General features: G+C 68.0%; 21 protein-coding genes and 1 pseudogene. 8 read left to right on the plus strand and 14 right to left on the minus strand.

Annotated elements, in window-relative coordinates; genetic code table 11:
• The first annotated feature begins 135 nt into the window (after positions 1–135).
• Positions 136–1,533: a DEAD/DEAH box helicase gene (locus THIARS_RS08045; RefSeq protein ID WP_094160155.1), complete on the plus strand. Its 1,398-nt coding sequence runs from the start codon at positions 136–138 to the stop codon at positions 1,531–1,533.
• 529 nt (positions 1,534–2,062) lie between these two features.
• Here the strand turns inward: THIARS_RS08045 and THIARS_RS08050 are convergent.
• The 7 genes from THIARS_RS08050 to THIARS_RS08080 all read right to left on the minus strand — a co-directional run bounded on the left by THIARS_RS08050 (position 2,063) and on the right by THIARS_RS08080 (position 9,898).
• Positions 2,063–2,692 carry a nitroreductase family protein gene (locus THIARS_RS08050; RefSeq protein ID WP_094160156.1) on the minus strand — a complete coding sequence of 210 codons (630 nt, stop codon included), beginning with the start codon at positions 2,690–2,692 and terminating at the stop codon, positions 2,063–2,065.
• Positions 2,693–2,765: 73 nt separating this feature from the next.
• Positions 2,766–4,151, minus strand: a complete 1,386-nt coding sequence (locus THIARS_RS18785; protein ID WP_094160157.1) for a NarK family nitrate/nitrite MFS transporter — start codon at positions 4,149–4,151, stop codon at positions 2,766–2,768.
• A gap of 18 nt (positions 4,152–4,169) precedes the next feature.
• Positions 4,170–5,486, minus strand: a complete 1,317-nt coding sequence (locus tag THIARS_RS18790; RefSeq protein ID WP_094160158.1) for an MFS transporter — start codon at positions 5,484–5,486, stop codon at positions 4,170–4,172.
• 203 nt (positions 5,487–5,689) lie between these two features.
• Positions 5,690–6,349 (minus strand): response regulator, encoded by a 660-nt coding sequence (locus THIARS_RS08065; protein ID WP_094160159.1) that lies wholly within the window; start codon positions 6,347–6,349, stop codon positions 5,690–5,692.
• Positions 6,339–8,282 carry a type IV pili methyl-accepting chemotaxis transducer N-terminal domain-containing protein gene (locus THIARS_RS08070; RefSeq protein ID WP_245845655.1) on the minus strand — a complete coding sequence of 648 codons (1,944 nt, stop codon included), beginning with the start codon at positions 8,280–8,282 and terminating at the stop codon, positions 6,339–6,341. The genes THIARS_RS08065 and THIARS_RS08070 overlap by 11 nt, the downstream gene beginning before the upstream one ends.
• A 91-nt stretch (positions 8,283–8,373) precedes the next feature.
• Positions 8,374–8,697, minus strand: a complete 324-nt coding sequence (locus THIARS_RS08075) for an EF-hand domain-containing protein (RefSeq protein ID WP_094160160.1) — start codon at positions 8,695–8,697, stop codon at positions 8,374–8,376.
• Between the two features lie 19 nt (positions 8,698–8,716).
• Positions 8,717–9,898 carry a substrate-binding domain-containing protein gene (locus THIARS_RS08080; RefSeq protein WP_141202361.1) on the minus strand — a complete coding sequence of 394 codons (1,182 nt, stop codon included), beginning with the start codon at positions 9,896–9,898 and terminating at the stop codon, positions 8,717–8,719.
• Positions 9,899–10,137: 239 nt separating this feature from the next.
• Here THIARS_RS08080 and THIARS_RS08085 point away from each other — a divergent pair, with 239 nt between their 5' ends.
• Entirely contained in the window at positions 10,138–10,926 is a 789-nt protein-coding gene (locus THIARS_RS08085) for a response regulator (RefSeq protein WP_094160704.1), read from the plus strand.
• Positions 10,923–12,230: an ATP-binding protein gene (locus THIARS_RS08090; protein WP_094160162.1), complete on the plus strand. Its 1,308-nt coding sequence runs from the start codon at positions 10,923–10,925 to the stop codon at positions 12,228–12,230. The genes THIARS_RS08085 and THIARS_RS08090 overlap by 4 nt, the downstream gene beginning before the upstream one ends.
• Before the next feature lie 27 nt (positions 12,231–12,257).
• Here THIARS_RS08090 and waaF read toward each other — a convergent pair whose 3' ends face one another.
• The 4 genes from waaF to THIARS_RS08110 all read right to left on the minus strand — a co-directional run bounded on the left by waaF (position 12,258) and on the right by THIARS_RS08110 (position 14,929).
• Positions 12,258–13,313 (minus strand): lipopolysaccharide heptosyltransferase II, encoded by a 1,056-nt coding sequence (gene waaF, locus THIARS_RS08095; protein ID WP_094160163.1) that lies wholly within the window; start codon positions 13,311–13,313, stop codon positions 12,258–12,260.
• A 76-nt stretch (positions 13,314–13,389) separates the two neighbouring features.
• Positions 13,390–13,590, minus strand: a complete 201-nt coding sequence (locus tag THIARS_RS08100; RefSeq protein WP_094160164.1) for a zinc-finger domain-containing protein — start codon at positions 13,588–13,590, stop codon at positions 13,390–13,392.
• A gap of 22 nt (positions 13,591–13,612) precedes the next feature.
• Positions 13,613–13,825: a type II toxin-antitoxin system HicB family antitoxin gene (locus THIARS_RS08105; RefSeq protein ID WP_094160165.1), complete on the minus strand. Its 213-nt coding sequence runs from the start codon at positions 13,823–13,825 to the stop codon at positions 13,613–13,615.
• A 168-nt stretch (positions 13,826–13,993) separates the two neighbouring features.
• Positions 13,994–14,929 (minus strand): branched-chain amino acid transaminase, encoded by a 936-nt coding sequence (locus tag THIARS_RS08110; protein ID WP_094160166.1) that lies wholly within the window; start codon positions 14,927–14,929, stop codon positions 13,994–13,996.
• A 228-nt stretch (positions 14,930–15,157) separates the two neighbouring features.
• Here THIARS_RS08110 and THIARS_RS08115 point away from each other — a divergent pair, with 228 nt between their 5' ends.
• The gene (locus tag THIARS_RS08115; protein ID WP_094160167.1) at positions 15,158–16,984 is read left to right on the plus strand and encodes an ABC transporter ATP-binding protein/permease; all 1,827 of its coding nucleotides are present in this window, start codon (positions 15,158–15,160) and stop codon (positions 16,982–16,984) included.
• A gap of 77 nt (positions 16,985–17,061) precedes the next feature.
• On the opposite strand, the gene THIARS_RS08120 is transcribed toward THIARS_RS08115, so the two are convergent.
• Positions 17,062–17,484, minus strand: a complete 423-nt coding sequence (locus THIARS_RS08120) for a DoxX family protein (RefSeq protein WP_186436598.1) — start codon at positions 17,482–17,484, stop codon at positions 17,062–17,064.
• Positions 17,485–17,707: 223 nt separating this feature from the next.
• Between THIARS_RS08120 and THIARS_RS19270 the strand changes: the two are divergent.
• The 3 genes and pseudogenes from THIARS_RS19270 to THIARS_RS08135 form a co-directional block, all read left to right on the plus strand.
• A pseudogene (locus THIARS_RS19270) lies at positions 17,708–17,848 on the plus strand (hypothetical protein); the annotation flags it as partial.
• A gap of 106 nt (positions 17,849–17,954) precedes the next feature.
• On the plus strand, positions 17,955–18,167 hold the full coding sequence (locus THIARS_RS18600; RefSeq protein ID WP_186436600.1) for a hypothetical protein: 213 nt from the start codon (positions 17,955–17,957) through the stop codon (positions 18,165–18,167).
• 394 nt (positions 18,168–18,561) lie between these two features.
• Positions 18,562–20,016: a sensor domain-containing diguanylate cyclase gene (locus THIARS_RS08135; protein WP_186436601.1), complete on the plus strand. Its 1,455-nt coding sequence runs from the start codon at positions 18,562–18,564 to the stop codon at positions 20,014–20,016.
• Positions 20,017–20,053: 37 nt separating this feature from the next.
• On the opposite strand, the gene radA is transcribed toward THIARS_RS08135, so the two are convergent.
• Positions 20,054–21,541 carry a DNA repair protein RadA gene (radA, locus tag THIARS_RS08140; protein WP_094160706.1) on the minus strand — a complete coding sequence of 496 codons (1,488 nt, stop codon included), beginning with the start codon at positions 21,539–21,541 and terminating at the stop codon, positions 20,054–20,056.
• Positions 21,541–22,749, minus strand: coding sequence for an alanine racemase (locus THIARS_RS19275; protein ID WP_094160707.1), 1,209 nt, complete (start codon positions 22,747–22,749; stop codon positions 21,541–21,543). The genes radA and THIARS_RS19275 overlap by 1 nt, the downstream gene beginning before the upstream one ends.
• A gap of 259 nt (positions 22,750–23,008) precedes the next feature.
• Here THIARS_RS19275 and lplT point away from each other — a divergent pair, with 259 nt between their 5' ends.
• Entirely contained in the window at positions 23,009–24,334 is a 1,326-nt protein-coding gene (gene lplT / locus THIARS_RS08150) for a lysophospholipid transporter LplT (RefSeq protein WP_094160171.1), read from the plus strand.
• Positions 24,335–24,346: the final 12 nt, after the last annotated feature.

Below are 24,346 nucleotides of genomic sequence, written 5' to 3' on the forward strand. Positions count from 1 at the left end.
CCGAAAGTCCAGTCATCGGGCGGCGGTCTATCTGACATCATGGCCGGAGCCTCCGGCCGCCTTTTCTGTTGCGGACTGGCGTCGCGCCATGCGACGGCCGCAGAGCCAATGCCGCAGACTCGCGGCCATCTCCACATGCATTTTGATCAACTCGGGCTCGCTGAGCCCATTCTGCTTGCCGTGCGCGAGCAGGGCTACACCACGCCCACCCCCATCCAGGCCCAGGCCATTCCCGCCGTGCTGCAAGGTGGCGATCTGCTGGCGGCAGCGCAGACCGGCACCGGCAAGACCGCGGCTTTCACCCTGCCCATCCTGCACCGACTGAGCCAGAGCGAACAGGCGCGCGATGCGCAAGGCCGCGTCATCCCCCGCGTGCTGGTGCTGGTGCCCACGCGTGAACTCGCCGCGCAAGTGGCCGAGAGCGTGCGCGACTACGGCAAGAACCTCAAGCTGCGCAGCATGGTCATGTACGGCGGCGTGGGCATGCAGCCGCAGATCGACGCGCTCAAGCGCGGCGTCGACATCGTCGTCGCCACCCCGGGCCGCATGCTCGACCACCACGGCCAGCGCACGCTCAACCTCTCCGGCATCAACACCCTGGTGTTGGATGAGGCCGACCGCATGCTCGACATGGGCTTCATCCACGACATCAAGCGCGTGCTCGCCCTGCTGCCCAAGCAGCGCCAGAACCTGCTGTTCTCGGCCACCTTCTCCGACGAGATCAAGACCCTGGCCAACGGCCTGCTGAACAAGCCGGCCGTGATCGAGGTGGCGCGCCGCAACGCCACCGCCACCACCGTGCAGCAAACGGTGCACCCGGTGGGCCGCGAGCGCAAGCGCGAGCTGCTCTCCCACCTCATCCGCGAAAGCAACTGGTACCAGGTGCTGGTGTTCATGCGCACCAAGCACGGCGCCAACCGCCTGGCCGAGCAGCTCAACACCGACGGCATCGGCGCCGATGCCATTCACGGCAACAAGAGCCAGGGGGCGCGCACCCGCGCGCTGGCCTCGTTCAAGAGCGGCAAGCTGCAGGTGCTGGTGGCCACCGACATTGCCGCGCGCGGCATCGACATCGACCAGCTGCCCATGGTGGTGAACTACGAACTGCCCAACGTGCCCGAGGACTACGTGCACCGCATCGGCCGCACCGGCCGTGCCGGCGCCGAAGGCCAGGCCATCTCGCTGGTGTGCGTGGACGAGTTGCGTTTCCTGCGCGATATCGAGACCCTCATCGGCAAGCCCATCGACCGCAAACTCATCGCCGGGTTCGAACCCGATCCCAAGGAGCGTGCCCAGCCCATCCGCGTCGGCCGCACCACGATCGGCGGCGGCAAACCCGCCGGTGGCGGTGGCCAACGCCGCGGCGAAGGCCCGGCCCGCGGCAACGCCGGCCATGGCCACGGTCGCAGCGACGCCAGCGGCCATGCCCACGGCAGCGGACGTCGCGACGGCGGCCGCCCGGCCCCGGCGCGTACCGACTCCGGCCGCCGCGGCAGTTCCAGCGCGCCACGCCGCGACGGCAACCGCGGCTGATTCCACCAGTCCGCGGCCACGGTCTGCGGGCCATGGGTGCGGACTGGCGCATCAAAAAAAGGCGATCCGGACTGGGCTGCGTGTCATGGCGGCCCGGTCCGTTTTGCTCCCGGTGCTGGCGTGCCGCCGGGTTGCCGTTCTGCGGCCATGATGGCCGGGATCGACTTGTTGCCGTCTGCAGTGTTGGACTTGGACCGTGCGTCTGAATTCACCGGCCTGCGCGACTTTTCGCGCAGATTCGGTGGAATGATGGCTTGGGCATCAGACCCTTCCCTGGGAATGTGAACTCATGTGAATGAGGTCAACGATGTCAGCGCCGCTTGCGCTACCAATGACAGAGCGGTCTTTAACCAGGGACGCGAGGATGCCGCTTAGCCGATGAATCTTGATGCCTCGCTGAGCGATGAGATCCAATTCCGGTTCTAACTTCACGACATTCCAACACCGCGACCGGGAATCGCGCCACGCCCGTGGGTCGCAGGCCAAGCCTGGGTCAATCAAGGAAGGAGAGGAGGGAGACGTCGGGCGTTCAGAGCCGGGAGACGAATTCCTCCGGCCGGGGGCGCGGGCGTATCGGCTTGCGGTGTTGCACGGTGCCGATGGCCAGAAAGCAGACCGCGCGTTCCCCGTCCCGTAGCCCGAACAGCCGGCGCATGCCGTCGGTGTTGAGGGCCTGGCCGCTGACGAGGCCGGCGCCGAAGCCGTTGGCGTGCGCGATCAGCAGGATGTTCTGGATGGCGCAGCCCAGCGAGACCAGGCGTTCCTGGGCGGGGATTTCCGGGTGGCCGTCGGCATGCTCGCGGACGATGGCCAGTGCCAGGAATGGCCCCCGATGCGCCTTGTCGCGAGCCTCGGCCAGCGCATGGTCGTCGGCGTTCGGATCGCGTTCGCGCAAGGCCGCCGCGAACACCTCGCCCAGGGCGTCGCGCCGGTCGCCGGGAACGACGACAAAGCGCCAGGGCAGGATCTGGCCGTGATCGGGCGCGGCTGCCGCCGCCAGGAAAAACGCCTGGATCTGCGCGTCGCTGGGCCCCGGTTCGTGCAGGCGCTTGGGTCCGAACTGCTGTCGCGTCTGAATGATGGTCGCGGCCAGTTCGGCATAGGCCGGAGCCCCCGGTGGCGTTGGAGCGGGCGGCGTGGGTTCCGTCACGGCGGACATGGCGATTCTCCTGGAAGGCCAATGGGAGCGATGATCCTGCGCACCAGCGTCCGGCTGTCGCTGAAGCGGGGCATCAGCAGGGCGTTGGCGCATTTTTGCGACTGTAGTACCACCACGTCGCCACCACGCACAGCACATAGAAGACGATGAACCCATACAGCGCCGGCTGCGGCCCGCCGGTCAGGGCAATGGACGTACCGTAGCTCTTGGGGACGAAGAAGGCGCCGTAGGCCGCCACCGCCGAGCTGAAACCGATGACCGCCGCGGCCTCCTTGTTCGCATCCTTCACCGCCTGTTCCTGCGCTGTGGCCGCCTGGCCGGCGGTGGCACGCTTGCGGTCGGTGAGGAAGATGACCGGGATCATGCGGAAGGTGGAGCCGTTGCCGATCCCGGTGGTGGCGAACAGCAGCATGAACGCGGCGAGAAAGCCGCTGAAGCTGCCGCCCTGCCCGGCATGGGGCAGGAAGCTCAGCACGGCGAACACGCCCAGGGCCATCACGATGAAGTTCCAGAACGTCACGCGCGCGCCGCCCAGCTTGTCGGCCAGCCAGCCGCCCACGGGCCGCACCAGCGCGCCGACGAGGGGGCCGAGCCAGGCGTAGTCGAGGGCGTTGATGCCGGGGAATTGCGACTTGATCAACAGCGGAAAGCCCGCCGAATAGCCGATGAAGGAGCCGAAGGTCCCGGTGTAGAGAAAGCTCATGATCCACGTGTGCTTGCGCCTGAAGATCACGGCCTGGTCGGCGAACGAGGCCTTGGCATCGGCCAGGTCGTTCATGCCGAACCAGGCGGCCAGCGTCGCGGCGACGATGAACGGCACCCAGACCAGCCCGGCGTTTTGCAGCCAGAGCTGGGTGGTCTTGCCGCCGACCACCGCGGTCTGCGGCCCGCCGCCCAGAACGCCGTAAACCCCGGCGGTGATCACCAGCGGCACGATGAACTGCACGATGGACACCCCCAGATTCCCCAGACCGGCGTTCAGCCCCAGCGCCAGGCCTTTTTGCGCCTTGGGGAAGAAGAAGTTGATGTTCGCCATCGACGAGGCGAAATTGCCGCCGCCGAAGCCGCTGAGCAGGGCCAGGATGACGAAGATCTCGTAGGGCGTGTTGGGGTTTTGCACCGCGTAGTAGATGCCCATGGCCGGCAGAAGTAAGGACGCGGTGGAGATCGCGGTCCAGCGCCGGCCGCCGAAAATCGGCACCATGAACGAGTAGAAGATCCGCAGCGTGGCGCCGAACAGCCCCGGCAGCGCGGCGAGCCAGAACAGCTGGTTGGTGGTGAACCTGAATCCCACCTGCGGCAGCTTGACCACCACCACCGACCACACCATCCAGACCGCGAAGGCCAGGGTGAGGGCCGGGATGGAAATCCACAGATTGCGGTTGGCGATGCCGTGGCCCTGGCGCTGCCAGAACGCGGCGTCTTCGGGGTTCCAATGCTGGATCACATGACTGGACATGATGATTCTCCTGTTGATTTAGTCGCGGGCGGCATGGGCAGGTTGGGCTAGCGCGAGCCCGCCTCCCGATGCACGGGCGTCGTCGTGCGACGCGGGGGGTTTGAAAACGTCGGTCCGGCGGACCTCGGTGAAGAACATCCACGCCAGCGACACCGACACCACGCCGTACATCAGCATGAAGGCCGAGGAGCGGATGCCGGTGAGGTCGAGCAGCGCGCCGAACAGGATGGGCAGCAGAAACCCGCCCATGCCGCCGGCCAGACCGACGATGCCCGAGACCGTGCCGATATTGGCCGGGTAGTCGTCGGCGATGTACTTGAACACGCTGGCCTTGCCGAAGGCGAAGGCGATGCCGAGGATGAACATCAGCGCGGTGAAGGTATAGACGTTGAGGCCGAGGTGGAAGGTGGAGGGGCCGCTGGTGGTCAGCACCGTGAACTCGGTTTGCGGATACGACAGCACGAACAGCGCCACCCAACTCACCCACAGCACCCACCAGGTCACGCTATGCGCGCCGTATTTGTCCGACAGCCATCCGCCTACCGCGCGCAGCACCCCGCCGGGCAGCGAGAACGCAGCGGCCAGCAGGGCCGCCACGGGCAGGCTGAGCTTGTACTCGCCCACGTAGTACTGCACCATCCACAGCGACAACGCGACATAGCCGCCGAACACGATGCTGTAGTACTGGCTGTACTTCAGAACCCCGGGGTCGCGCAGGGCGCGCAACTGGTCCATGAAACGGGTCTGGCCTTGCACCACATGGCTCGCGTCGTGGCGGCTGAACACCCAGAACAGAATGACCGTGCCCAGCATGACGGCGGCATACACGTGCGGCACCATGGTCCAGCCGAAGCCCACGACCAAAGCCGGGGCGACGAACTTGTTGACCGCCGCGCCCGAGTTGCCAGCGCCGAAAATGCCCATCGCCAGCCCCTGGCGTTCCTTGGGGAACCAGCGCGCGACATAGGGCGTGCCGACCGAGAACGAGCCGCCGGCCAGGCCGATGAACAGGCCGATGGTCAGGTACTGCCAGTACTGCGTGGCATAGGCCAGCATCCAGATCGGGATCACGGTCGCCGCCATGATCAGGGCGAACACGATGCGCCCGCCGTAGCGGTCGGTCCAGATGCCCAGCGGCACGCGCACCAGCGAGCCGCTGAGCACCGGCATGGCGGTGAGCAGGCCGAATTCGGTGGCGTTGAGGCCGAGGGTTTTCTTGATCGGGATGCCGATGACGGCAAACATCATCCACACCATGAAACACACCGTGAAGGCCCAGGTGCTGACGATCAGCACCGACCAGGCCTGGCGGTTGTGCTGCAAATTCGGACGCATGACAGACTCCTTGGCTTTGCCTGGAGTCAATCTAGGCCGTGGGGGCTCGGGCGGACATTCGTCGATGGAGTGACCGCGGGCGGCAGAAGAACGAGGATGCGCGCGCGTCCTCGTTCGAACGAACTACGTCCGGTCCCGACCGTTCAAGGGCTGCGGCGGCGCAAGGCGTCGATGCCGCCCGCGTGAACAGGCCTTAGTCCGGCTCAATCCGCCAGGCCGTGCTCGCTGGCGTAGACGGCGATTTGCACCCGCGAACTCAGGTCGAGCTTGCGCAGGACGCTCTGCACATGCACCTTGACCGTGGTTTCGGCGATGTCGAGCTCGCGTGCGATCTGCTTGTTGCTCGCGCCCCGTGCGATGGCGGCGGCGATTTGCCGTTCGCGCGGGCTCAGCGGGCTTGCGTACTGCCGCGCGCCGGCCGGCGGGGCCGGTTCCCCGGCGGTGAAGGCTTGCGCCAGCTTGGGCGCCATTTCCGCGCCGATCACGACCTCGCCGCGCTGCGCGCGGTGCACCGCGCCGATGAGTTCGCCGGCCTCGCAGGTCTTGAGCAGGTAGCCGCAGGCCCCGGCGCGTAGCGCCGCGCCGAGATCGGCGGCGTCTTCGCTGACCGTGAGCATCAGGACCTTTGCCGCAGGCGCGGCCTGACGCAGGCCTGGCACCGCATCGACTCCCCTCACCCCGGGAAGATGGTTGTCGAGCAGCACGATGTCGGGCCGGACCTGCGCCGCCAGGCGCAAGGCCTCCCCGGCATCGGCCGCTTCGCCGACCACGGCCAGGCTCGGATCTTCGCCCAGCAGCGCGACCAGCCCGCGCCGGAACAGCGTGTGGTCGTCGACCAGAAGGATGCGGATCTCAGGCGGCATGGGCGGACTCGGCGTCCGCGTCGCGCCCCGGGCGCTGCGTTGCGGACAAGGGGGCGGGTTGCGGCAATTCCAGCACGACGCGTGTGCCTTGGCCGGGGGTCGACTCGATGGACAGGCTGGCTCCGATGTTGGCGGCGCGTTCGCGCATGATTTGCAGGCCGACATGGGCCAGGGCGTCGGCGGCACGTTGTCGGACGTCGAAGCCGAGGCCGTCGTCGCGGATCTCGAAGCGCCAGCTCGGCAGGCTGCTGACGTCGAGCGTCACCAGGCCGGCGCGCGCATGCTTGCGCACGTTCGACAGCGATTCCTGCAGCACATGAAGCACCTGGACCTGGATATCGGGGTCGAGCGGCTGGCCGTGGCCGTTGAACTGCAGCCGCGTCTGCACCCCGCTTTGCAGTTCGAACTTCTGCAGCGTGCTGCGCAGCGCGGGTTCGAAGTCCTGCTCCCGGGTGCGAGTGCGGAAATGCAGCAGGAGTTCGCGCACGTCGGCCAGGCTTTCCCGCACGCCGGCGTCGAGTTCGTTGACGGTGGCCTCGACGCGGGCGGGATCGTTCGACTTCAGGGCCGAGCGCAGCAATTGCAACTGGATTTTCATGAAGGCGAGGGCCTGGGCGATGGAGTCGTGCAGCTCGCGTGCCAGCAAGGCGCGTTCCTGCGCCACGGCCGCCTCGCGCTCCAGCGCTGCGCTGCGCAGGCCCTCCATCGCGACGGCCAGATGCCCGGCCAGCGTTTCAAGCAGGGCGAGCTGCGCCGGATCGTCGTCGTGCCGGGCACGGTAGAACAGATCGATTTCGCCCAGCAAGCGATGCTGGGTGGACACCGGCACGCTGACCAGAGTGGCGAAACCGGCCTCCACGCAAGGCTCGTCCATGCCGGGACCGAGTGCCCGCTCGCCGGGCTTGTGGAAATGCACCACCTGCGGGCCGGTGTCGGTCTGCGCCTGCCCGCAGTGGCAGGTGCCGGCCAGCAGGCAGCCCTCGCCTTCGGTGATCGCCTGGGGCATGCCCTCGGCGGCCAGCAGCACGTAGCGCTGCGCCGCCTCGTCGGTCCAGCGCAGCATGACCGCGTCGGCGCCGACGATGCGCTTGATCGCCGGTGTGAAGGCGCCCGACAGTTCCTCCAGGCTTTGCGCGCCCGACACCAGGGCGCTGACCTCATAGAGTGCGGCCAGGCGTTGCTGCTCGGTCTGCAGATCGGCGGTCTTTTGCCTGACCCGGTTCTCCAGCTCGGCATGGTCGGTCTGCAACTGCTCGGCCATGCGGTTGAAGCCTGCGGCCAGATCGCCCAGCTCGTCCGAGAATTCCACGTCGACGCGGGCGGCATAGTCGCCGCCCTCGAGCGCCGCCACGCCGCGGCTGAGCCGCCCGACCGGATCGAGCACGAACAGATAGCCGGCGTAGAACATGAGCAGCGCGCCGATGACCACCAATGCCGCCATCGCCATCTGGAAGGCGTGCAGCACCGTGGTCCAGAAGTCCAGCCGGTGTTCGATGGCGGTCACCAAGGCGTCGATCTGGGCGACGAAGTGGTCGAGTTCGGGGCGGCCGATCGGGGGACCCAGCGCAGGGTCCAGCCAACGCGGGGCCAGTTGCTTCCACGCGGCTCGCACCGCGGCGTAACGCTGCCGGATGGTGCTGTCCCAGGGCACGAACAAGGGCCGCGCCTGGCTGCCGGTGCGCAGCAGTTCGAGGCTGTCCTGCATGTGCGCCACGTCCTGCGCGACGGAGGCCCGGCCCGGCGCGGTGGAGCTGAGCGCGAGGCGGTAGGTCATCATGCGCAGGCGCCCCGCCTCGTTCACGGCGGCCGCGCCGCCTTCCAGATTCCACGAAATCCACAAGGTCGAACCCACCGACAGCAGAGACAGCACGAGAAACAGCCCCGCGAACAGGGCGATCTTGCCGGTGAGGGTCCAACGCTGCGGCATGGGCATGGATCAAGCTGCTGGATGAGGGGGGCCGTGGCGCAAGCCGGATGCAAACAGGCGCTGGCGGCCTGTTACCGCAGTGTACGGCTGGCCCGGGCTATGGTCGCCGCTTCAGGTCAGCCTCCTGTGCGGGGGTGCGCTGGGCCATTTCCGTCTGCATGAAGGCGCGCAACTGCACGAGCGTGAGCGTGCCCTTGCGCGTGGTGTCGATCTCGTCGAAGCGCTGCGCCACCAGCGGCATGCCGGCCTGAGCCTCCTCGCGCGTGAGCAGGCCGTCGTGGTTGACGTCGGCTTGCTGGAAGCGGCTGCTCAGCTGCGCGTCCATGCGCGCGAGCATCGCCTTCTCGCCGAAGGCCTGCGCGGCTGGGCTCAGCAAGGCCAGGGCGAGGGGTATGGTCAGCTGAAATTTGCGGATCTGCATGAAAGTCTCCTGGGCGGTTTTACAGGCTGCGGTAGAACGAGGCGGGTGGCGCGCTGCCGATCACTTCGGTGAGGAAGGTGTTCAGATCGGGCTGGATGGCGGCCATGGTCAGATCGGTGCGGAACACCAGTTCCTGCTGCGCGAGCGACGCGGCAATCACCGGGGCCGGGAGCGACAGGCCATATTGGCCGTAATACGTGGTGATGCCGGCGGAGATGGTTTGCGCAATCTGCTGCAGTGCCTGCGGGTCGCCGCGTGCGGCCATGATCGCGTCGGCGGCAGCGCGGTAGGCCTGTAGCACGACCTGTGCCGTAGCGCTGCGCGAGGGATCGTCGAGCACCGTGCTCAGCACGCCCACGCCGCCGTGGGGCAACTGGCTGCTCGGCCAGGCGGTGTAGCCGGTGAACAGGACTTGCATGTCGATGGCCCTTGTCATCGGCACCGCGCCGCTCATCGGCATCAGGGTCTGCATCACCAGGCCGGTGGCGGCAGGTTCGACCAGCGAGATCGCCGTCGGCGGCATATTGAAGCTCGGGTCGCAGGCCGGGTTGCTGTTCATCGGCAACTGCTGCGCCATCATGGGAGCGGCCTGCATCACCGGCAGGTAACAGATCTTGAAGTCCGCAGGGCTCTGGCCCGCGCGGTGCAAGGCGGCCTGGAAGATCAGGTCGGGTCCGCCCCCCTTGCCGCCCGAGGTGGGGCCAGACACCAACACACCCTGGCCGACCAGTTGCGCGAAGCTGGTGATGCCGGCGCTTTGCGGCGCCACCATCCAGAAGCCGCGCCAGTCGTTCACCTGCACCAATTGCAAGTTCGGCACCTTGCCGGTGATGACTTTCTTCGCCATGGTGTAGGTCATCGCCAGCGCCGCATCGGTGTTGCCGGCGGCGAACGCGCTGTCGATGCCGCTGCTGTCGGCCACCGGCTGCAGGACGACGGGAAGCGCGGGGTTGTTCGCCATCGCCAGCAGGAGTGGGAACACATTGGGGTTGGGTGTGGCCACCACGCGCAACGGCACCTGGGCTTGTGCGCTGGCCGACGATGCCGAGGTTGCCGCCTTGGCCGCACCGCCACCGCCGTAGGCGCCGAGCAGCGCGCTCAAACCGAGCGCGATCAGCATGGCCGCAATGCGCTGGCGTGACGAGTATGACGGGGCCCCGGGGCCGCTGCCGCCGCGGCATGGTGATGTCTGATGTTGCATGGCGATCTCCTGGTTGGGTGGCGCGAAGACGGGACATGGCCTCCTCGTCTCGAACATTGAGGCCATCCTAGGAAGCGCCTGTTAGCGTGCAATTGCACGCATGACCCATTGCATGAACCCGGGTTACGCGGGTTCGGCTTTGTCATCGCCAGTAACCAAACGGCGGGTTGGAGCGGCAGGTCCCGCTCATTACCATCAGGTCCATCGCCACGGTGCCATTCACATTCAGCCCATCCGTCATGCCGCACGAGGTTCTTCCGCAGGACACCCCCCAGCCCGACGCTCGGCCCCGGTTGCTGTTGGTGGACGACGAGGCGGATCTGCGCGCCATGCTGCAGCGCTACCTCGGCGATCAAGGCTTCGTCGTACGTGCGGTGGCCGACGCCACGCAGATGCAGCGCCAGTTGCAGCGCGAACGCTTTGACCTTCTGGTGCTGGACCTCACCCTGCCCGGTGTCGACGGCCTGACGGTGTGCCGCGACCTGCGCGCAGCCGGTGAAACGCTGCCCATCCTCATGCTCACCGCGCGCGGCGACCCGGTGGACCGCATCATCGGCCTGGAGATGGGTGCCGACGACTACCTGCCCAAGCCGTTCAATCCGCGCGAGCTGCTGGCGCGGCTGCGCGCCATGCTCAGGCGCAACCAGATGCAGGGTCAGCTTCCGGTGGCGCGGCAGGAACGGATCATTCGTTTCGGGCGCTATGCGCTCGACCCGGTGGCGCGAAGCCTGCGACGCGATGGCGAATTCCTGCGCCTGAGTTCTGGCGAATGCGCCATGTTGCTGGCGCTGGCTGCACGCCCGGGTCGGCCACTTTCGCGCGAGCGTCTCATCGAACTGGCCTACGGTCGCGACCATGCCTCCACGGACCGCAGCGTGGACGTGCAGATCCTGCGCTTGCGCCGCCTGATCGAGGACGACCCCGCAGTACCCCGATTCATCCAGACCGTGCGCGGTCTGGGCTATGTGTTCACGCCGGATGCCGCCGATGCGTCTTCCAGCACGGCACCGGAAGAGGCCGGGCGATGAGCCTGTGGCCGCGCAGCTTTTTCGCGCGCAACCTGCTGCTCATCGTCGGCATGTTCGGCGTGGCCCAATTCGCCAGCTGGGCCTTGTTCGCGGCTATGGTGCAACGCCCGCGCATCGAGCGCTTCGCGCCTTACGTCAGCGCCCAGACCACCACGCTGCGCTTGGCCCTGCAGGACCGCACGCCCGCCGAGCGCACGCGTTTTCTCGCCGCCGTGCAGCAGCAATCCGGCGGCACGCTGCGCGTCATGCAGCAGCCACCGGCCGGACTTGCGCCGCCGTCCGAACTGTTGGTGCGCTGGTTTTTCGAACTGCTGCGGCCGCGCCTGGGCCCTGGCGAGGCGCTGGCCTGGCAAGGCGCGCCCGAGCGCATGCTTTGGGTGAAGGTTCCCGTGCAGGCGCAAGACTACTGGGTGGGGTTCTCGGCCGAGGGGTTCGTCCTTGAACTGACCGATGCCGCGCTCGCCGTGCTGGCGGTGAGCGTGCTGCTGGCGCTGCTGGGCGCGTGGCTCATTCGCGCCGGGCTGATCCGGCCATTGCGTGCCCTGGAAACGGCGGCTTTGCGTGTGGGCGAGGGCGCGCCGCAGCCCCAAGTGCGGGCATCCATGCCGCTGGAACTCGAACGGGTGGCGCGCAGCTTCAACACCATGGCCGAGCGGCTGGACGCGCGCGACCGCGAGCGCGCACTGATGCTGGCCGGTATTTCGCACGACCTGCGCACGCCGCTGACCAAGCTGTGGCTGGGGGTGGAAATGCTTGATGGCCACGCCGACGCCGAATTGCTGGCGCGCATGACGCGCAGCGTCGAGGCCGCCAGCCGCATCATCGAACAGTTCATCGACTTCGCGCGTGACGACGCCGAGCCCGTGCAGGACTGCGACGTGCGAGCGCTGTTGCAGGAGGTGGCACACGACACGCTGGGGGGCGCCGCACAGATCAGTCTGGCGGAGGGCGCTGCTGCCATCTGCTTGGCGCGGCCGCAGGCCTTGCGCCGCATGCTGGCCAATCTGCTGGAGAACGCCCGCCGCCACGGCCTCGCGCCCGTGGCGGTGCGTGTCGATCGGCAGGCCGACATGTTGACGATCGAGATCGTCGACCACGGACCCGGTGTGCCTGCCGCCGCATTGGCTACGCTGACCCAGCCCTTCGTGCGCCTGGATGCTGCGCAGGCGGCCACCCACGGTACGGGCCTGGGCCTGGCCATCGTCGAGCGCCTGGCACGCGCGCACGGTGGTTCGCTCGAACTCGACAACGCGCCGCATGCCGGCTTGCGCGCGCGGTTGCGGCTGCAGGCGCCCGTCGCCTGACACACGCCGCGCGGCGCCAGTCCGGGCTCAGCCCGCTTCGGGCGCAGCGGTGTCCGCGAACAGGCTCTGCAAACGATCCCACACCACCTCGGGCGCGATGCCGCGCAGGCAGTTCGAATGCCCGAGCGGGCAGGTGCGCTGAAAACACGGGCTGCAGTCCAGGTGCAGCCAGAGCGTGGCGCTGCGGTGCGCGGCAGGCGGGGTGTGGCGCGGGTCGGTCGAGCCGTACACGCCCACGGTCGGCCGGCCCAGCGCGGCGGCCACGTGCATCAGCCCCGAATCGTTGCTGACCACGCCGCTTGCCGTGGCGAGCAGGGCGATGGCGTCGTCCAGTTTCGTGCCGCCGCACAGATTCAGCGTGCCCGGTGCTTGCGTGGCGATGGCCGCGCCGGTCTGCGCATCGCGCGGAGCGCCGAGCACCGCCACGCTGAAACCCCGCTGCCGCGCCAGGCGGGCCAGCGCGGCGTAGTGCTCCACCGGCCATTGTTTGGCGGGGCCGAATTCGGCCCCCGGGCATAGCGCGATCCAGCGTTCCGGTAGGGCAAAACGCTCGCGTTGCGCACACGCTTCGGCCTGGTCGGCCGCAAGCGTGGGTTCGGGCAGCGGGGGATCGCAGGCGCCGGATGGCGAAGTTGGCGCCGCGGCCGGCGTTTCGGGCCGGCGCGCCAGCGCGGCGTAGTGGCGGCGCATGTCGGGGCGCTGCTTGTTCGGCGGGGCTTCGGCCAGTGCCTCGGTGAGCAGCAGACCGCGCGCCTCGCCACGGTAGCCGATGCGCCGCGGAATGCGCGCCAGCCACGGCACCAGCCGCGACTTGACGTTGTTGGTCAGCACGTAGGCGCGCTCGAAACCTTGCCGCCGCAGTTGTGCGGCGAGCGCGCGGCGCGCCTTGAAATCCAGCCGGCCGTGGGCGAACGGGGCCTCGACCACTTCTGCCACACCGGGCATGGCGCGCAGCACCGGGGCGACGCCCGGCAGGGCCAGCGCCGTGATGCGCGCGCCTTGCCCCGCCAGCAGCGCCACCAGGGGCTGGGCCATCACCGCGTCGCCGATCCACTGCGGGGCGATCAGCAGCACGCGGCGCATGGGCGGGTTGGGATGCGTGTTGCGGCTCCGGGAACTGGAGCCAGCCGGATCAAGGTTGCGCGAGTCTGGCCGCGATTCAATGCCCGTGCGCCACTTCGCCCGGCGCCAGGCGGTAGCGCGTGCCGCAGTAAGGGCAGGCGGCTTCGCCGTGGGTGATGTCGATGAACACGCGCGGGTGGCTGCTCCAGATCGGCATATTGGGGTTGGGGCAGTGCGCGGGCAGATCCTTGGCCTTGAGTTCGACCACGGGCATGTCGGGTTTGGGGATGGCGCTCATGGGGTCTTTCGAGAAATGGATATCAAGCTGCGACGTCGATGTATTCGACCCGGCTTTCCGGCGGCGGGATGCTGACGCCATCCTGCTGCAGTCCTTCGAGATGGAAGGCAATCGCTTCGCGGATCTCGCGTTCGACTTCGGCCACCGTCGAGCCGGTCGCAACGCAGCCAGGCAGGTCTGGCACATAGGCCGAGTCATTGCTTTGCGCACGTTCGATCACGATGGCATAACGCATAGTGGTCCTCACTGTTTAAGGCCGGCTTGCTTCAGGATGCTATTGCTTGAGCTGACGATGACTGCCGCGCGTCGCCACCAGCACCCTGCCAGCTTTATGCAGCTGACGAAGTATCTCACCAACCTTGATCGCTGCACATCAGTGCCGTGACGCGAGAGCCGGCGACGTTCAAACAGCCGTCAGCCAGCTTGCGTACTTGGGGTTGCGTCCGCCGACGATGTCGAAGAAGGCGTTCTGGATGCGCTCGGTGATGGGGCCGCGGTGGCCGGGGCCGATGCTCACGCCGTCGAGTTCGCGGATGGGCGTCACCTCGGCGGCGGTGCCGGTGAAAAAGGCTTCGTCGGCGATGTACACCTCGTCGCGGGTGATGCGCTTTTCCTTCACCGTCAGGCCCAGGTCTTCGCAGATGGAGAACACGGTCTTGCGCGTGATGCCGTTGAGCGCGCCGGACGACAGGTCGGGGGTGTGCAGCACGCCGTCGCGGATGACGAAGATGTTCTCGCCCGCGCCTTCGCTGACGAAGCCTTGCGGGTCGAGCAGCAGGGCCTCGTCGTAGCCGTCGTTGGTCACTTCCAGGTTCGCCAGGATGGAATTGGTGTAGTTGCTCACCGCCTTGGCGTTGCACATCGTGATGTTGACGTGGTGGCGGGTGTAGCTGGAGGTCTTGACGCGGATGCCTTTCTTCAGCCCTTCCTCGCCCAGGTAGGCGCCCCAGGGCCAGGCGGCGATCATCAGATGGATGGTGTTGCCGCGCGGCGAGACGCCCAGCTTCTTGTCGCCGATCCAGGTCAGCGGGCGGATGTAGCAGGAGTCGAAGCCGTTGGCGCGCACCACGTCGATCTGCGCCTGCATGGCCTGTTCCAGCGTGAAGGGAATGGTCATGCGCAGGATCTTGGCGCTGTTGAACAGGCGCTCGGTGTGCTCGCGCAGGCGGAAGATGGCCGTGCCCTTGTCCGTCTTGTACGCGCGCACGCCCTCGAAGGCGCCGCAGCCGTAGTGCAGGGTGTGGGTCAGCACGTGGATCTTGGCGTCGCGCCATTCGACGAGCTGGCCGTCCATCCAGATTTTGCCGTCGCGGTCAGACATGGATGTGGGCAGGGCCATGATGGGTGTTCTCCAGGGGTGTGTCGGATCAAGCTCTCCATTCTAGGAGCCTGCGCTCGCCTGTCGCCCGCCGTCTCGGCGGGCGCGGGTTAAGCCGCGGCTAAGCGTGCCTGGGTACATTTTTTTTGATCACCGGGCGCTGCGCCGCCGCCGCGGGCGCCGCCGCCCATGCACAATCGCGCACCATGAGCCGCCCGTCCAGAGCGGAGTCCAGGAGTTTTCAACGCTATGCAAGCCGAGCAGCCCCAGCCCTACCGTTTCTCAGTCCGGCATTTCATCCAGCTCGCCAAACCCTACTGGGTGTCGGAAGACAAGCAGAAGGGGTGGGCGCTGCTGCTCACCGTCCTGGCCATGAACCTGGCCATCGTCTGGGTGAACGTGCGGCTGAACTACTGGAACAACGACTTCTACAACTCGCTGCAGGCGCGCAAGTTCGAGGTGTTCAAGCACCTGCTGTTCGTGTTCACCGGCTACGCCTTCCTCTACATCGTGCTGGCGGTGTACTCGCAGTATTTCCTGCAGATGCTGCAGATCCGCTGGCGGCGCTGGGTCACCGAGGTCTTCCTCAAGGACTGGCTGGTGGGCGGCGCGCACTACCGCATGTCGCTGCGCCAGGGCAACACCGACAACCCCGACCAGCGCATCGCCGACGACATCCGCCTGTTCGTCAACGACAGCCTGAGCCTGTTCTTCGGCTTCATTTCCTCGGTGGTCACGCTGCTGTCCTTCCTCATGATTCTTTGGACCCTCTCAGGCGCGATTTCGCTCCTGGGCGTCAGCATTCCCGGCTATATGGTGTGGGTGGCGCTCGCCTATGCCGGCTTCGGCAGCTATTTCGCGCACAAGGTCGGCAAGCCGCTGATCAAGCTCAACTTCAACCAGCAGCGCTACGAGGCCGATTTCCGCTTCGGCCTGGCGCGCACGCGCGAGCACAACGAGGGCATCGCCCTCTACCGCGGCGAGGCGCGCGAGATCGAGGGCCATACCAACCGCTTCGCCTATGTCTGGAGCAACTGGTGGGGCATCATGAAACGGCAGAAGCTGTTCACCTGGTACAGCTCGTTCTACGGCCAGATGGCCATCATCTTTCCCATCCTGGTGGCCGCGCCGCGCTATTTCGCCGGCCAGATCCAGCTCGGCGGCCTGACGCAGACCGCCAGCGCCTTCGGCCAGGTGCAGGGCGCGCTGTCGTGGTTCATCGACGCGTACGGCCGCATCGTCGACTGGCGCGCGACGCAAGAGCGTCTCTACACCTTCGTGCAGTCGGTGGAGGCCGTGCGCCACGTGCCGGTGACTGAACTGCTCGACGGAACCGAGCCGGCCGATGCCGCGCCGGACGCCGCCGTGGCCGCGGATCCTGGCGGCATCGACCTCGGCGACCTGCGCATCGCCACCCCGGACGGCCGGGCGCTGCTGCAGGCCGCCGGCGAGCGCATCGCCCCGGGCCAGCACACCCTGTTCGTCGGTCCCTCGGGCCTGGGCAAGAGCACGCTGGTGCGCTGGCTGGCCGGCATCTGGCCTTATGCGCAGGGCACGCACTACCGCCTGGCGTCCGGGCGCAGCCTGTTCCTGCCGCAAAAGCCGTATCTGCCGATGGGCACGCTGCGCCAGGCGCTGACCTATCCACTGCCGCCCGAGCAGTTCGACGACGCGCGGCTGCGCGAGGTGCTGGAACTGGCGCGGATACCAGCCCTGGCCGCCGTCCTCGACCAGACCGATACCTGGATGCAGCGCCTGTCCCCGGGTGAGCAGCAGCGCCTGGCGATTGCGCGCGCTTTGCTGGCTGCGCCCGACTGGCTGTTCCTCGACGAGGCCACCAGCGCGCTGGATGGCCCCACCGAGGCCGCCATGTACGCGCTGCTTCAGCAGCAGTTGCCCGGCACCACCCTGGTCAGCGTGGCGCACCGTGCCGGCGTGGTGCGCTTCCACAAGCAGATCCTGGTGGTGCAGCCCGGCGATGACGGCGCCCCGGCACGGCTCGTTCAGCATACCGCGCAACAGGCCGAGGCGCGCGCCGCCGCGGAGTCGGGCGACTGGGCGCTGGCCGGCGTTTGAGGGGGTACCGCGCGGCCGTCCGGTGTGCGGCTGCGAAAAGCGCGTGGCAAGCCGGGCGGCCGTGGAGTGACGGCGATTCAGTCGGCGAAGCCGCTCGAGCGGCGCCGGCGCTTGCGCTGGCGCCAGTGGTCGATGCTGAGCGTGCCGGCGCCTTGCGCCGCGACGTACAGCAGCCCTCCGGTCATCGCCAGCTCGGCGTAGAGGATGATGACCCCGGTGCCGGTGTTCGCAGGCAGCACGAAGATGGCTATGGCGGCCAGCGAAAACAGCGCCAGCGCGGCGGCCATGAAGCGCGTGAACAGTCCGCAGGCGAGGGCGAGGCCGCCGCCCAGTTCCAGCAGGATGACCAGCGGCAGCAGCATGGCCGGCACGCCGTGGGACTGCATGAAGGCGGCGGTCTGCGCATAGCCGTCGATCTTCGACAGGCCGGCGTGGACGAAGATGGCGGCCATCAGAATGCGGCCGATGGCCATCAGCAAGGCGTTCAGGGCATTTTGCATCGCGTGCTCCAGGGAGGGTTGCCGTGGCCTCAGTCTAGGGCCTGTTCACGCCCTGTCTGGGGGAACCCTTCGGGCCGGGTTTTGAGGCGACGCATGGCCACGTTGCAGTCCGCTTTGTGGTGCGACACACCACGGCGCGGCCTGCGCCTCGCACTGCAACTGCACCTACTTCGGCTTCCTGCGCGTGCTGCTGCCGTTGGGGCTGCGAGTCGTGGAAATTCCCATGCTGCCCCGCGCCGGCCTGTCGCTCGAGGCGTTGGAACTGGCGCTGGACACCCAGCCGGTGAAGGCCGTGCTGGCGGTGCCCACGCTATCCAACCCGCTGGGCACCATCATGCCCACCGCGTCCAAGAAGCGCCTGGCCGAGCTGCTCGAGCGCCGCAAGGTTCCGTTGATCGAGGACGTGATTTGCAACGACCTGGCGCCCACGGAGGACGGGCGGCGGCTATGTGCTGTGGATGGAGCTGCCCATGGGCATCGACACCATCGAGCTGTATCGCCGCTGCATCGAGCAGCGCATCGTCATCGTCCCGGGCGCGCTGTTCACCAACACCCATCGCTACGGCAACTGCCTGCGGCTCAGCGCCGGCGGGCGCTGGACGCCGGAGCGCGAACAGGCGTTGCGCACGGTGGGCCGCATCGCCTGCCTCATGGCCGGCTCTCCGGCCAACGCGACAGGTTGAAGGGTCGCGCGCTTGGGCGGCCTCGCGCCGCGGCAAGAAACCGCATCGACATGGGCATCATGCTCTGCATGGCCTGTTCGCCGTGCGCGATGCTTTGCGCGGCACCACTGGCGCCATGACGCTGCAAGTCACCTGCAAACCTGAGTGTGATCGACGTTAAGATGCGCAGAAATGTATGCCAATGAGGTCTGGCGCGTTACCCGCTCCAGGCACTTCCGCCGAAGTGGCGTTTGATCGCCAAACGCTGCGTGTGCGGCCATGAACAGGCATCCGTTGAGGGGGTTTCGGACAACAGAAGGCATGGTCGATCGGCCGGCGCGCAGCGCCGCCGGACCTGCCTGGATGTGGCTTGATGGCGGGCACTTCTCCGAACCACTTTGACAGGCATACATGCATGAATCCAACCGAGCAGCAATGCATCATCGATCTGTGTCGCTCCATTTTGGCGACGATGGCGCATGGCGGCGATGCGCAGGCGCAGCTTGATGCGCTGTGCCGTCTGCAGGAGCAGGCGTCGCCGTCGAGTTTGGCCGCGCTCATGATCCCAACGCACCGCGGCAGGGGGCTGCGGGTTCTGGCCGCCCCGAGCTTGCCCTCGCGCATGGCCGAGGGGCTCGATGGCCTGTCGGCCGAAGCCGCGGACGTGTTCGGCATGCATGCGGCCGATGACCAGGTCCCCGTCATCGTCGCCGACACGTCGAGCGACCCGCGATGGCTGGCATGGCGCGACATGGCGCGCGAGCTCGGCATCATGGCCTGCTGGTCCATGCCGATACGCCACGACAATGGCCAGCCGTGGGGCATCTTCGCGCTGTTCGGCACGCAGCCGAGCGTGCCGAACGCCACGCAATTGAAACTGTTGGACATGGGCGCTGTCGCGGCGGGGCTCGTCATCCATCGCATGCGCCTGATGGAGAACGCATCCATCCTGGACGCGGCGCTGGCGGCCACGACGGATGCCGTCCTGTTGGCCAACCCGGATGGCGTCATCGAGTGGGTGAACCCCGCTTTCACGACCATGACCGGCTTCGCCGCGGAAGACATCATCGGCGCCACGCCCCAGATCCTCCACGGCCCCCTGACCGATCCCGAGGTGAAGGCGCGCATCCGCGACGCCTTGCGGCAGGGCCAGTCGTTTCGTGGCGAGATTCTGTATTACCGCAAGGACGGCTCCCTGCTCTGGAACGAGCTCAACATCAATCCGGTGTTCGATGCGCGGGGCAAGGTGCAGCGGTTTTTCGGCATCCATCGCGACACCACCGCCATGCACGCCATGCGCGAACAGGTCGAACGCATGGCCTACACCGATCCCCTCACCGCGCTGCCGAATCGCCACGCGCTCGAAAGCTTTCTTTCACAGGCCCTGCTCAGGGCGAAACAGAACAAGACCCAGGTTCTCGTCGGCATGCTGGACGTGGACGACTTCAAGCCCGTGAACGACACGTGGGGTCATGCCACCGGCGATGCCTTGCTGCGGGCGCTTGCGTCGCGTCTGCAGGCCGCCGTGCGCGAGACCGATCTGGTCGCCCGCTATGGCGGCGACGAATTTGTCGTGGTGCTCGTCGACCTCCAGGCATTCGATGATCTGCCGCTCATCATGCAGCGAATCCACGCTGCGGTCGAACAGCCGTTTTCCATGCGCGACGGGGTCCAGATCCGGGTCGGGTTGAGCATGGGCATGACCCAATATCCGCAAGACGACGCGGACGGCGAGGTGCTGCTGCGCCACGCCGACGCCGCGCTTTACCGGAGCAAGACGAACAAGGCCGGGCGCGAAGCCTGGTGGGAGTTCTGGCAGCCCGTGGCCTTGCCGGCGGCGGCCGACGCGCGGGGCATGAACGGATCCTGACCCGTCCGCGTGCCGGATTTCCCTGGGCGGCACGGCCTCAGCCCTGCAGCCCGCGCACCACCTCGAGCGCCTCGTCGATGCGCGACACCGGGTGCAGGGTCAGACCTTCGAACTGGCGGGCAGCCCCCTTCGGGGCATTGGCGGCGGGGATGATCGCGGCGGAGAACCCGAGCTTGGCGGCCTCGCGCAGGCGTTCCTGGCCGCGCGGGGCGGGACGGATTTCTCCGGCCAGGCCCACCTCGCCGAAGGCCAGCAGGCGGCGCGGCAGCGGACGGTTCTTCAGCGACGACTGGATCGCCAGCAGCACGGCCAGGTCGGCGGCTGGCTCGGTGATGCGGACCCCGCCCACGGCGTTGACGAACACGTCCTGGTCGCCGCAGGCGATGCCGGCGTGGCGGTGCAGCACCGCCAGCAGCATGGCCAGGCGCGCGGGCTCCAGGCCCACGCTGAGGCGGCGCGGGTTGGGCGCGGCGGCGGTGTCGGCCAGGGCCTGCACCTCCACCAGGAGCGGGCGCGTGCCCTCCAGCGTGGCCAGCACGCAGGCGCCCGCCACCGGGGCGCCGTGATGCGAGAGGAAGATGGCCGAGGGGTTGGACACGCCCTTGAGGCCGCGCTCGGTCATGGCGAACACGCCGAGTTCGTTGACCGCGCCGAAGCGGTTCTTGATGGCGCGGATGAGCCGGTAGCTGGAGTGGGTGTCGCCCTCGAAGTACAGCACGGTGTCGACCATGTGCTCGAGCACGCGCGGGCCGGCCAGCGCGCCTTCCTTCGTGACATGGCCGACCAGCACGATGCAGGTGCCGCCGGCCTTGGCGGTGCGCGTGAGCTGCGCCGCGCATTCGCGCACCTGGGCCACCGAGCCGGGCGCCGAGGTGAGCATTTCGGTGTAGACGGTCTGGATGGAGTCCACCACGCACACCGCGGGCCGCTCGGCGGCGATCACTTCGGTGATGCGCTCGAGCTGGATCTCGGCCATCAGCCGCACCTCGCTGTCCTTCAAACCCAGGCGCTGCGCGCGCAGACCCACTTGCGCAGCCGATTCCTCGCCGCTGACGTAGAGCACGGGCACGCCGGTTTGCGCCGCGTGCGTGCTCGCGAGGCGTCCTTGGGGCCTGGCGGACGCCTCGACCCCCTCGGGGGGCGGGTGCCGCTCGAGCGGCACCCTGGGGGTCCTACTCAACGACGCAAGAACCTGCAGCAGCAGGGTGGACTTGCCGATGCCGGGATCGCCGCCGATGAGTACCACGCTGCCCGGGACGAGGCCGCCGCCGAGCACGCGGTCGAGTTCGTCGATGCCGCTGGGCAGGTGAGGCAGGGCGCTGGCATGCACGTCGCGCAGCACCTGCACTTGCGAGGTGGGGGCTAGCGCGGCATGGGCGGTGGTGCGCACGCCGGCGCGCGGCGCTGCGGCGGGCGCCGTTTCCACCAGGCTGTTCCAGGCGTCGCAATGCGGGCAGCGGCCCTGCCACTTGGCGGACTGGCCGCCGCACTCGCCGCAGACGAACACGGTCTTGTCGCGCGCCATCAGTCTTCCACCCGCACCGGCACGCGCGGCGCCACGGCGCACATCAGCTCGTAGCCCACGGTGCCGGCGGCCATCGCCACCTCGTCGATGGGCAGCTCGGCGCCGTTGCGCCGGCCCCAGCACAGCACGGTGCTGCCGACGTCGCCGGCGCGGCCGGCGGCGCGCACGGGGTCCAGATCCACCGTCACCATGTCCATCGAGACGCGGCCGACAATGCGGGTGCGCACGCCGTCGACCACGATGGGGGTGCCGGTCGGGGCATGGCGCGGGTAGCCGTCGGCGTAGCCCACGGCGGCCACGCCGACGCGCATGGGCCGCTCGGCGGTGAAACTGCCGCCATAACCCACGGTGGCGCCGGCGGGAATCTGCTGGATGCCGATGATGCGGGTGACCAGGCTCATGGCCGGGCGCAGATCCCAGTCGGCGGCGGCGGGCTCCAGGCCGGTGGGCGAGCCGCCGTAGAGCATGATGCCCGGGCGCACCCAATCGCCCAGCACCTCGTCGGACCCGGTGCGTGCCGGCGCGGCCTGGGGCCGGTCGGCGCCGTCGTTGCCGGTTTCGGCGGCGTCCCCCGCCACCATGTGCAGCACGCCGGACTTCTGCGGGCTGTGCCCATGCCGCAGCAGCGCCGCCGAATTGCACGCGCTGCGCTCGCCCTCCAGGCCGGAGACGGTGCGCTGGAACAGATCGAAGGCGTCGTCCGTGCCGTGCGGCGCATCCGCGCTGGCGAAATGGGTCATGTGGGTGATCTCGCCCACCGCCTGGCTCTGCCGCAGGCGCTCCCAGGCGACGCGGTACTGCGCGGGCGCGAAGCCCAGCCGGTTCATGCCGGTGTTCATCTTGAGGAATATGCGGTGGGCGCGCGGCTTGCGCCGCGCCGCCAGCCAGTTGAGCTGGGCCACGTCGTGCACCACGTGCCAGAGGTTCAGGCGCTCGCACAGCGCCAGATCGGAGGCCTCGAAGCAGCCTTCCAGCAGCAGGATGGGGCCGCCCCAGCCGAGCGCGCGCAGGCGCTCGGCCTCGGCCAGGTCGAGCAGCGCGAAGCCGTCGGCCGCGCGCAGCGGGGCGAAGGCGCGCTCGATGCCATGCCCGTAGGCGTTGGCCTTGACCACCGCCCACACCTTGGCGCGCGGTGCCGCGCGCTGCGCGCGCGCGAGGTTGTGGGCCAGCGCTTCGGCATGGATGATGGCTTGGATCGGGCGTGGCATGGGGGTGTATTCGAGGTTTTCGATGCGGTGCGGCGGCGGCACCCCGCAGGCGGGGTGCGTCGCCGCACCCTCATGGTCGTGTCGGGGCTTGCGGGGCGGGCGCGGCAAGCGCCTCATGGTAGTTTGGCAGAAATCCGTGGCGACGCGCTGTGCTATAAAGCCGCAGCCTGGCGGCAGCGAGCAGCCTGCGGCCAGTTCGGGGAGGCAGCGACAACACCCGAGCCACAGGCCTGAGCCCGGCGCAACAGCTACCGACGCAATGAAAAAAGGGTTTTACTGGATCATGGCCGCGCAGTTTTTTTCGTCGCTGGCCGATAACGCGCTGCTCATTGCCTCCATCGCCTTGCTCGTGCAGCTGCAGGCGCCGGGGTGGATGACGCCGCTGCTGAAGTTCTTTTTCACCGTGTCCTATGTCGTGCTGGCGCCCTTCGTCGGCGCCTTCGCGGACTCGCTGCAAAAAGGGCGCGTGATGTTCATCACCAACATCATCAAGATGTTCGGCCTGCTGCTGATGCTGGCCAGCGTGCACCCGCTGCTGGCGTACGGCGTGGTCGGCCTCGGGGCCGCGGCCTACTCGCCGGCGAAGTACGGCATCCTCACCGAGCTGCTGCCGCCCCAGCAGCTGGTGGCGGCCAACGGCTGGATCGAGGGCACCACGGTCGGCTCCATCATCCTTGGCACGGTTCTCGGCGGTTTCCTGGTCAGCGAGCTGGCCGGGCGCTACCTGGTCAACCTGTCGTGGTTGCATTGGTTCGGCATCACCACGGTTCCCGAGACTGCGCTGGCGGTGATCGTGCTGGTCTACCTGGTCGCCGCGCTGTGCAACCTGAAGATCCCCGACACCGGCGCGCGCTATCCGCACCAGACCGCCAACCCCCTGAAGCAGCTGCCCGAATTCATCCAGTGCACCAAGGTGCTGTGGACCGACAAGCTCGGCCAGATCTCGATGGCCGTGACCACCCTGTTCTGGGGCGCCGGCGCCACCCTGCAGTTCATCGTCATCAAATGGGCCGAGCATGCGCTGGGCCTGGACTTGAGCAAGGCCGCCACCCTGCAGGCCACCGTGGCTTTCGGCGTGGCCGCGGGCGCCGCGCTGGCCGCCAGCCGCGTGCCGCTGAAGAAGAGCCTGACCGTGCTGCCGGTGGGCATGGGCATGGGCATCCTGTGCATGGTGCTGTCGCTGTACTCGCGCGACCTCGTGCCCGACGTGCAGTTCAGCATCGGCCACTTTCACGTTCCGCTGTACCTGCTGCTGGCCGGCGTGTTCATGGTGTCGATCGGCGCCATGGCGGGTTATTTCGTCGTGCCGATGAACGCGCTGCTGCAGCACCGCGGCTACGTGCTGCTGTCGGCCGGGCATTCGATCGCGGTGCAGAACTTCAACGAGAACGTCAGCGTGCTGGTGATGCTGCTCATGTATGCGATGCTCATCAGGCTCGACCTGCCCATCCAGTGGATCATCGGCCTGTTCGGCGCCTTCGTGCTCGGCACCATGTGGCTGGTGATGCGCTGGAACGCGCGCAATATGCGCCAGCGCGACTGGACCCAGCTCATCGGCGAGTCGCGGCACGAGTCGGCGCCCTGAGCCTGCCGAAGC

It is taken from the genome of Thiomonas delicata, assembly GCF_900088825.1.
GTDB classification, from domain to species: domain Bacteria; phylum Pseudomonadota; class Gammaproteobacteria; order Burkholderiales; family Burkholderiaceae_C; genus Thiomonas_A; species Thiomonas_A delicata.

Coding starts and splice junctions, on each gene's coding strand:
- THIARS_RS18790 (WP_094160158.1), bottom strand. CDS start 5,486: ATGCGTCCGAATTTGCAGCACAACCGCCAGGCCTGGTCGGTGCTGATC.
- THIARS_RS08070 (WP_245845655.1), bottom strand. CDS start 8,282: ATGCCCATGCCGCAGCGTTGGACCCTCACCGGCAAGATCGCCCTGTTC.
- THIARS_RS08135 (WP_186436601.1), top strand. CDS start 18,562: ATGAATCCAACCGAGCAGCAATGCATCATCGATCTGTGTCGCTCCATT.
- THIARS_RS18785 (WP_094160157.1), bottom strand. CDS start 4,151: ATGTCCAGTCATGTGATCCAGCATTGGAACCCCGAAGACGCCGCGTTC.
- THIARS_RS08110 (WP_094160166.1), bottom strand. CDS start 14,929: ATGGCCCTGCCCACATCCATGTCTGACCGCGACGGCAAAATCTGGATG.
- THIARS_RS08085 (WP_094160704.1), top strand. CDS start 10,138: ATGCCGCACGAGGTTCTTCCGCAGGACACCCCCCAGCCCGACGCTCGG.
- THIARS_RS19275 (WP_094160707.1), bottom strand. CDS start 22,749: ATGCCACGCCCGATCCAAGCCATCATCCATGCCGAAGCGCTGGCCCAC.
- THIARS_RS08080 (WP_141202361.1), bottom strand. CDS start 9,898: ATGCAACATCAGACATCACCATGCCGCGGCGGCAGCGGCCCCGGGGCC.
- THIARS_RS08100 (WP_094160164.1), bottom strand. CDS start 13,590: ATGAGCGCCATCCCCAAACCCGACATGCCCGTGGTCGAACTCAAGGCC.
- THIARS_RS08045 (WP_094160155.1), top strand. CDS start 136: ATGCATTTTGATCAACTCGGGCTCGCTGAGCCCATTCTGCTTGCCGTG.
- THIARS_RS08050 (WP_094160156.1), bottom strand. CDS start 2,692: ATGTCCGCCGTGACGGAACCCACGCCGCCCGCTCCAACGCCACCGGGG.
- THIARS_RS08115 (WP_094160167.1), top strand. CDS start 15,158: ATGCAAGCCGAGCAGCCCCAGCCCTACCGTTTCTCAGTCCGGCATTTC.
- THIARS_RS08075 (WP_094160160.1), bottom strand. CDS start 8,697: ATGCAGATCCGCAAATTTCAGCTGACCATACCCCTCGCCCTGGCCTTG.
- THIARS_RS08105 (WP_094160165.1), bottom strand. CDS start 13,825: ATGCGTTATGCCATCGTGATCGAACGTGCGCAAAGCAATGACTCGGCC.
- THIARS_RS08065 (WP_094160159.1), bottom strand. CDS start 6,349: ATGCCGCCTGAGATCCGCATCCTTCTGGTCGACGACCACACGCTGTTC.
- radA (WP_094160706.1), bottom strand. CDS start 21,541: ATGGCGCGCGACAAGACCGTGTTCGTCTGCGGCGAGTGCGGCGGCCAG.
- lplT (WP_094160171.1), top strand. CDS start 23,009: ATGAAAAAAGGGTTTTACTGGATCATGGCCGCGCAGTTTTTTTCGTCG.
- THIARS_RS08090 (WP_094160162.1), top strand. CDS start 10,923: ATGAGCCTGTGGCCGCGCAGCTTTTTCGCGCGCAACCTGCTGCTCATC.
- waaF (WP_094160163.1), bottom strand. CDS start 13,313: ATGCGCCGCGTGCTGCTGATCGCCCCGCAGTGGATCGGCGACGCGGTG.
- THIARS_RS08120 (WP_186436598.1), bottom strand. CDS start 17,484: ATGCAAAATGCCCTGAACGCCTTGCTGATGGCCATCGGCCGCATTCTG.
- THIARS_RS18600 (WP_186436600.1), top strand. CDS start 17,955: ATGGGCATCGACACCATCGAGCTGTATCGCCGCTGCATCGAGCAGCGC.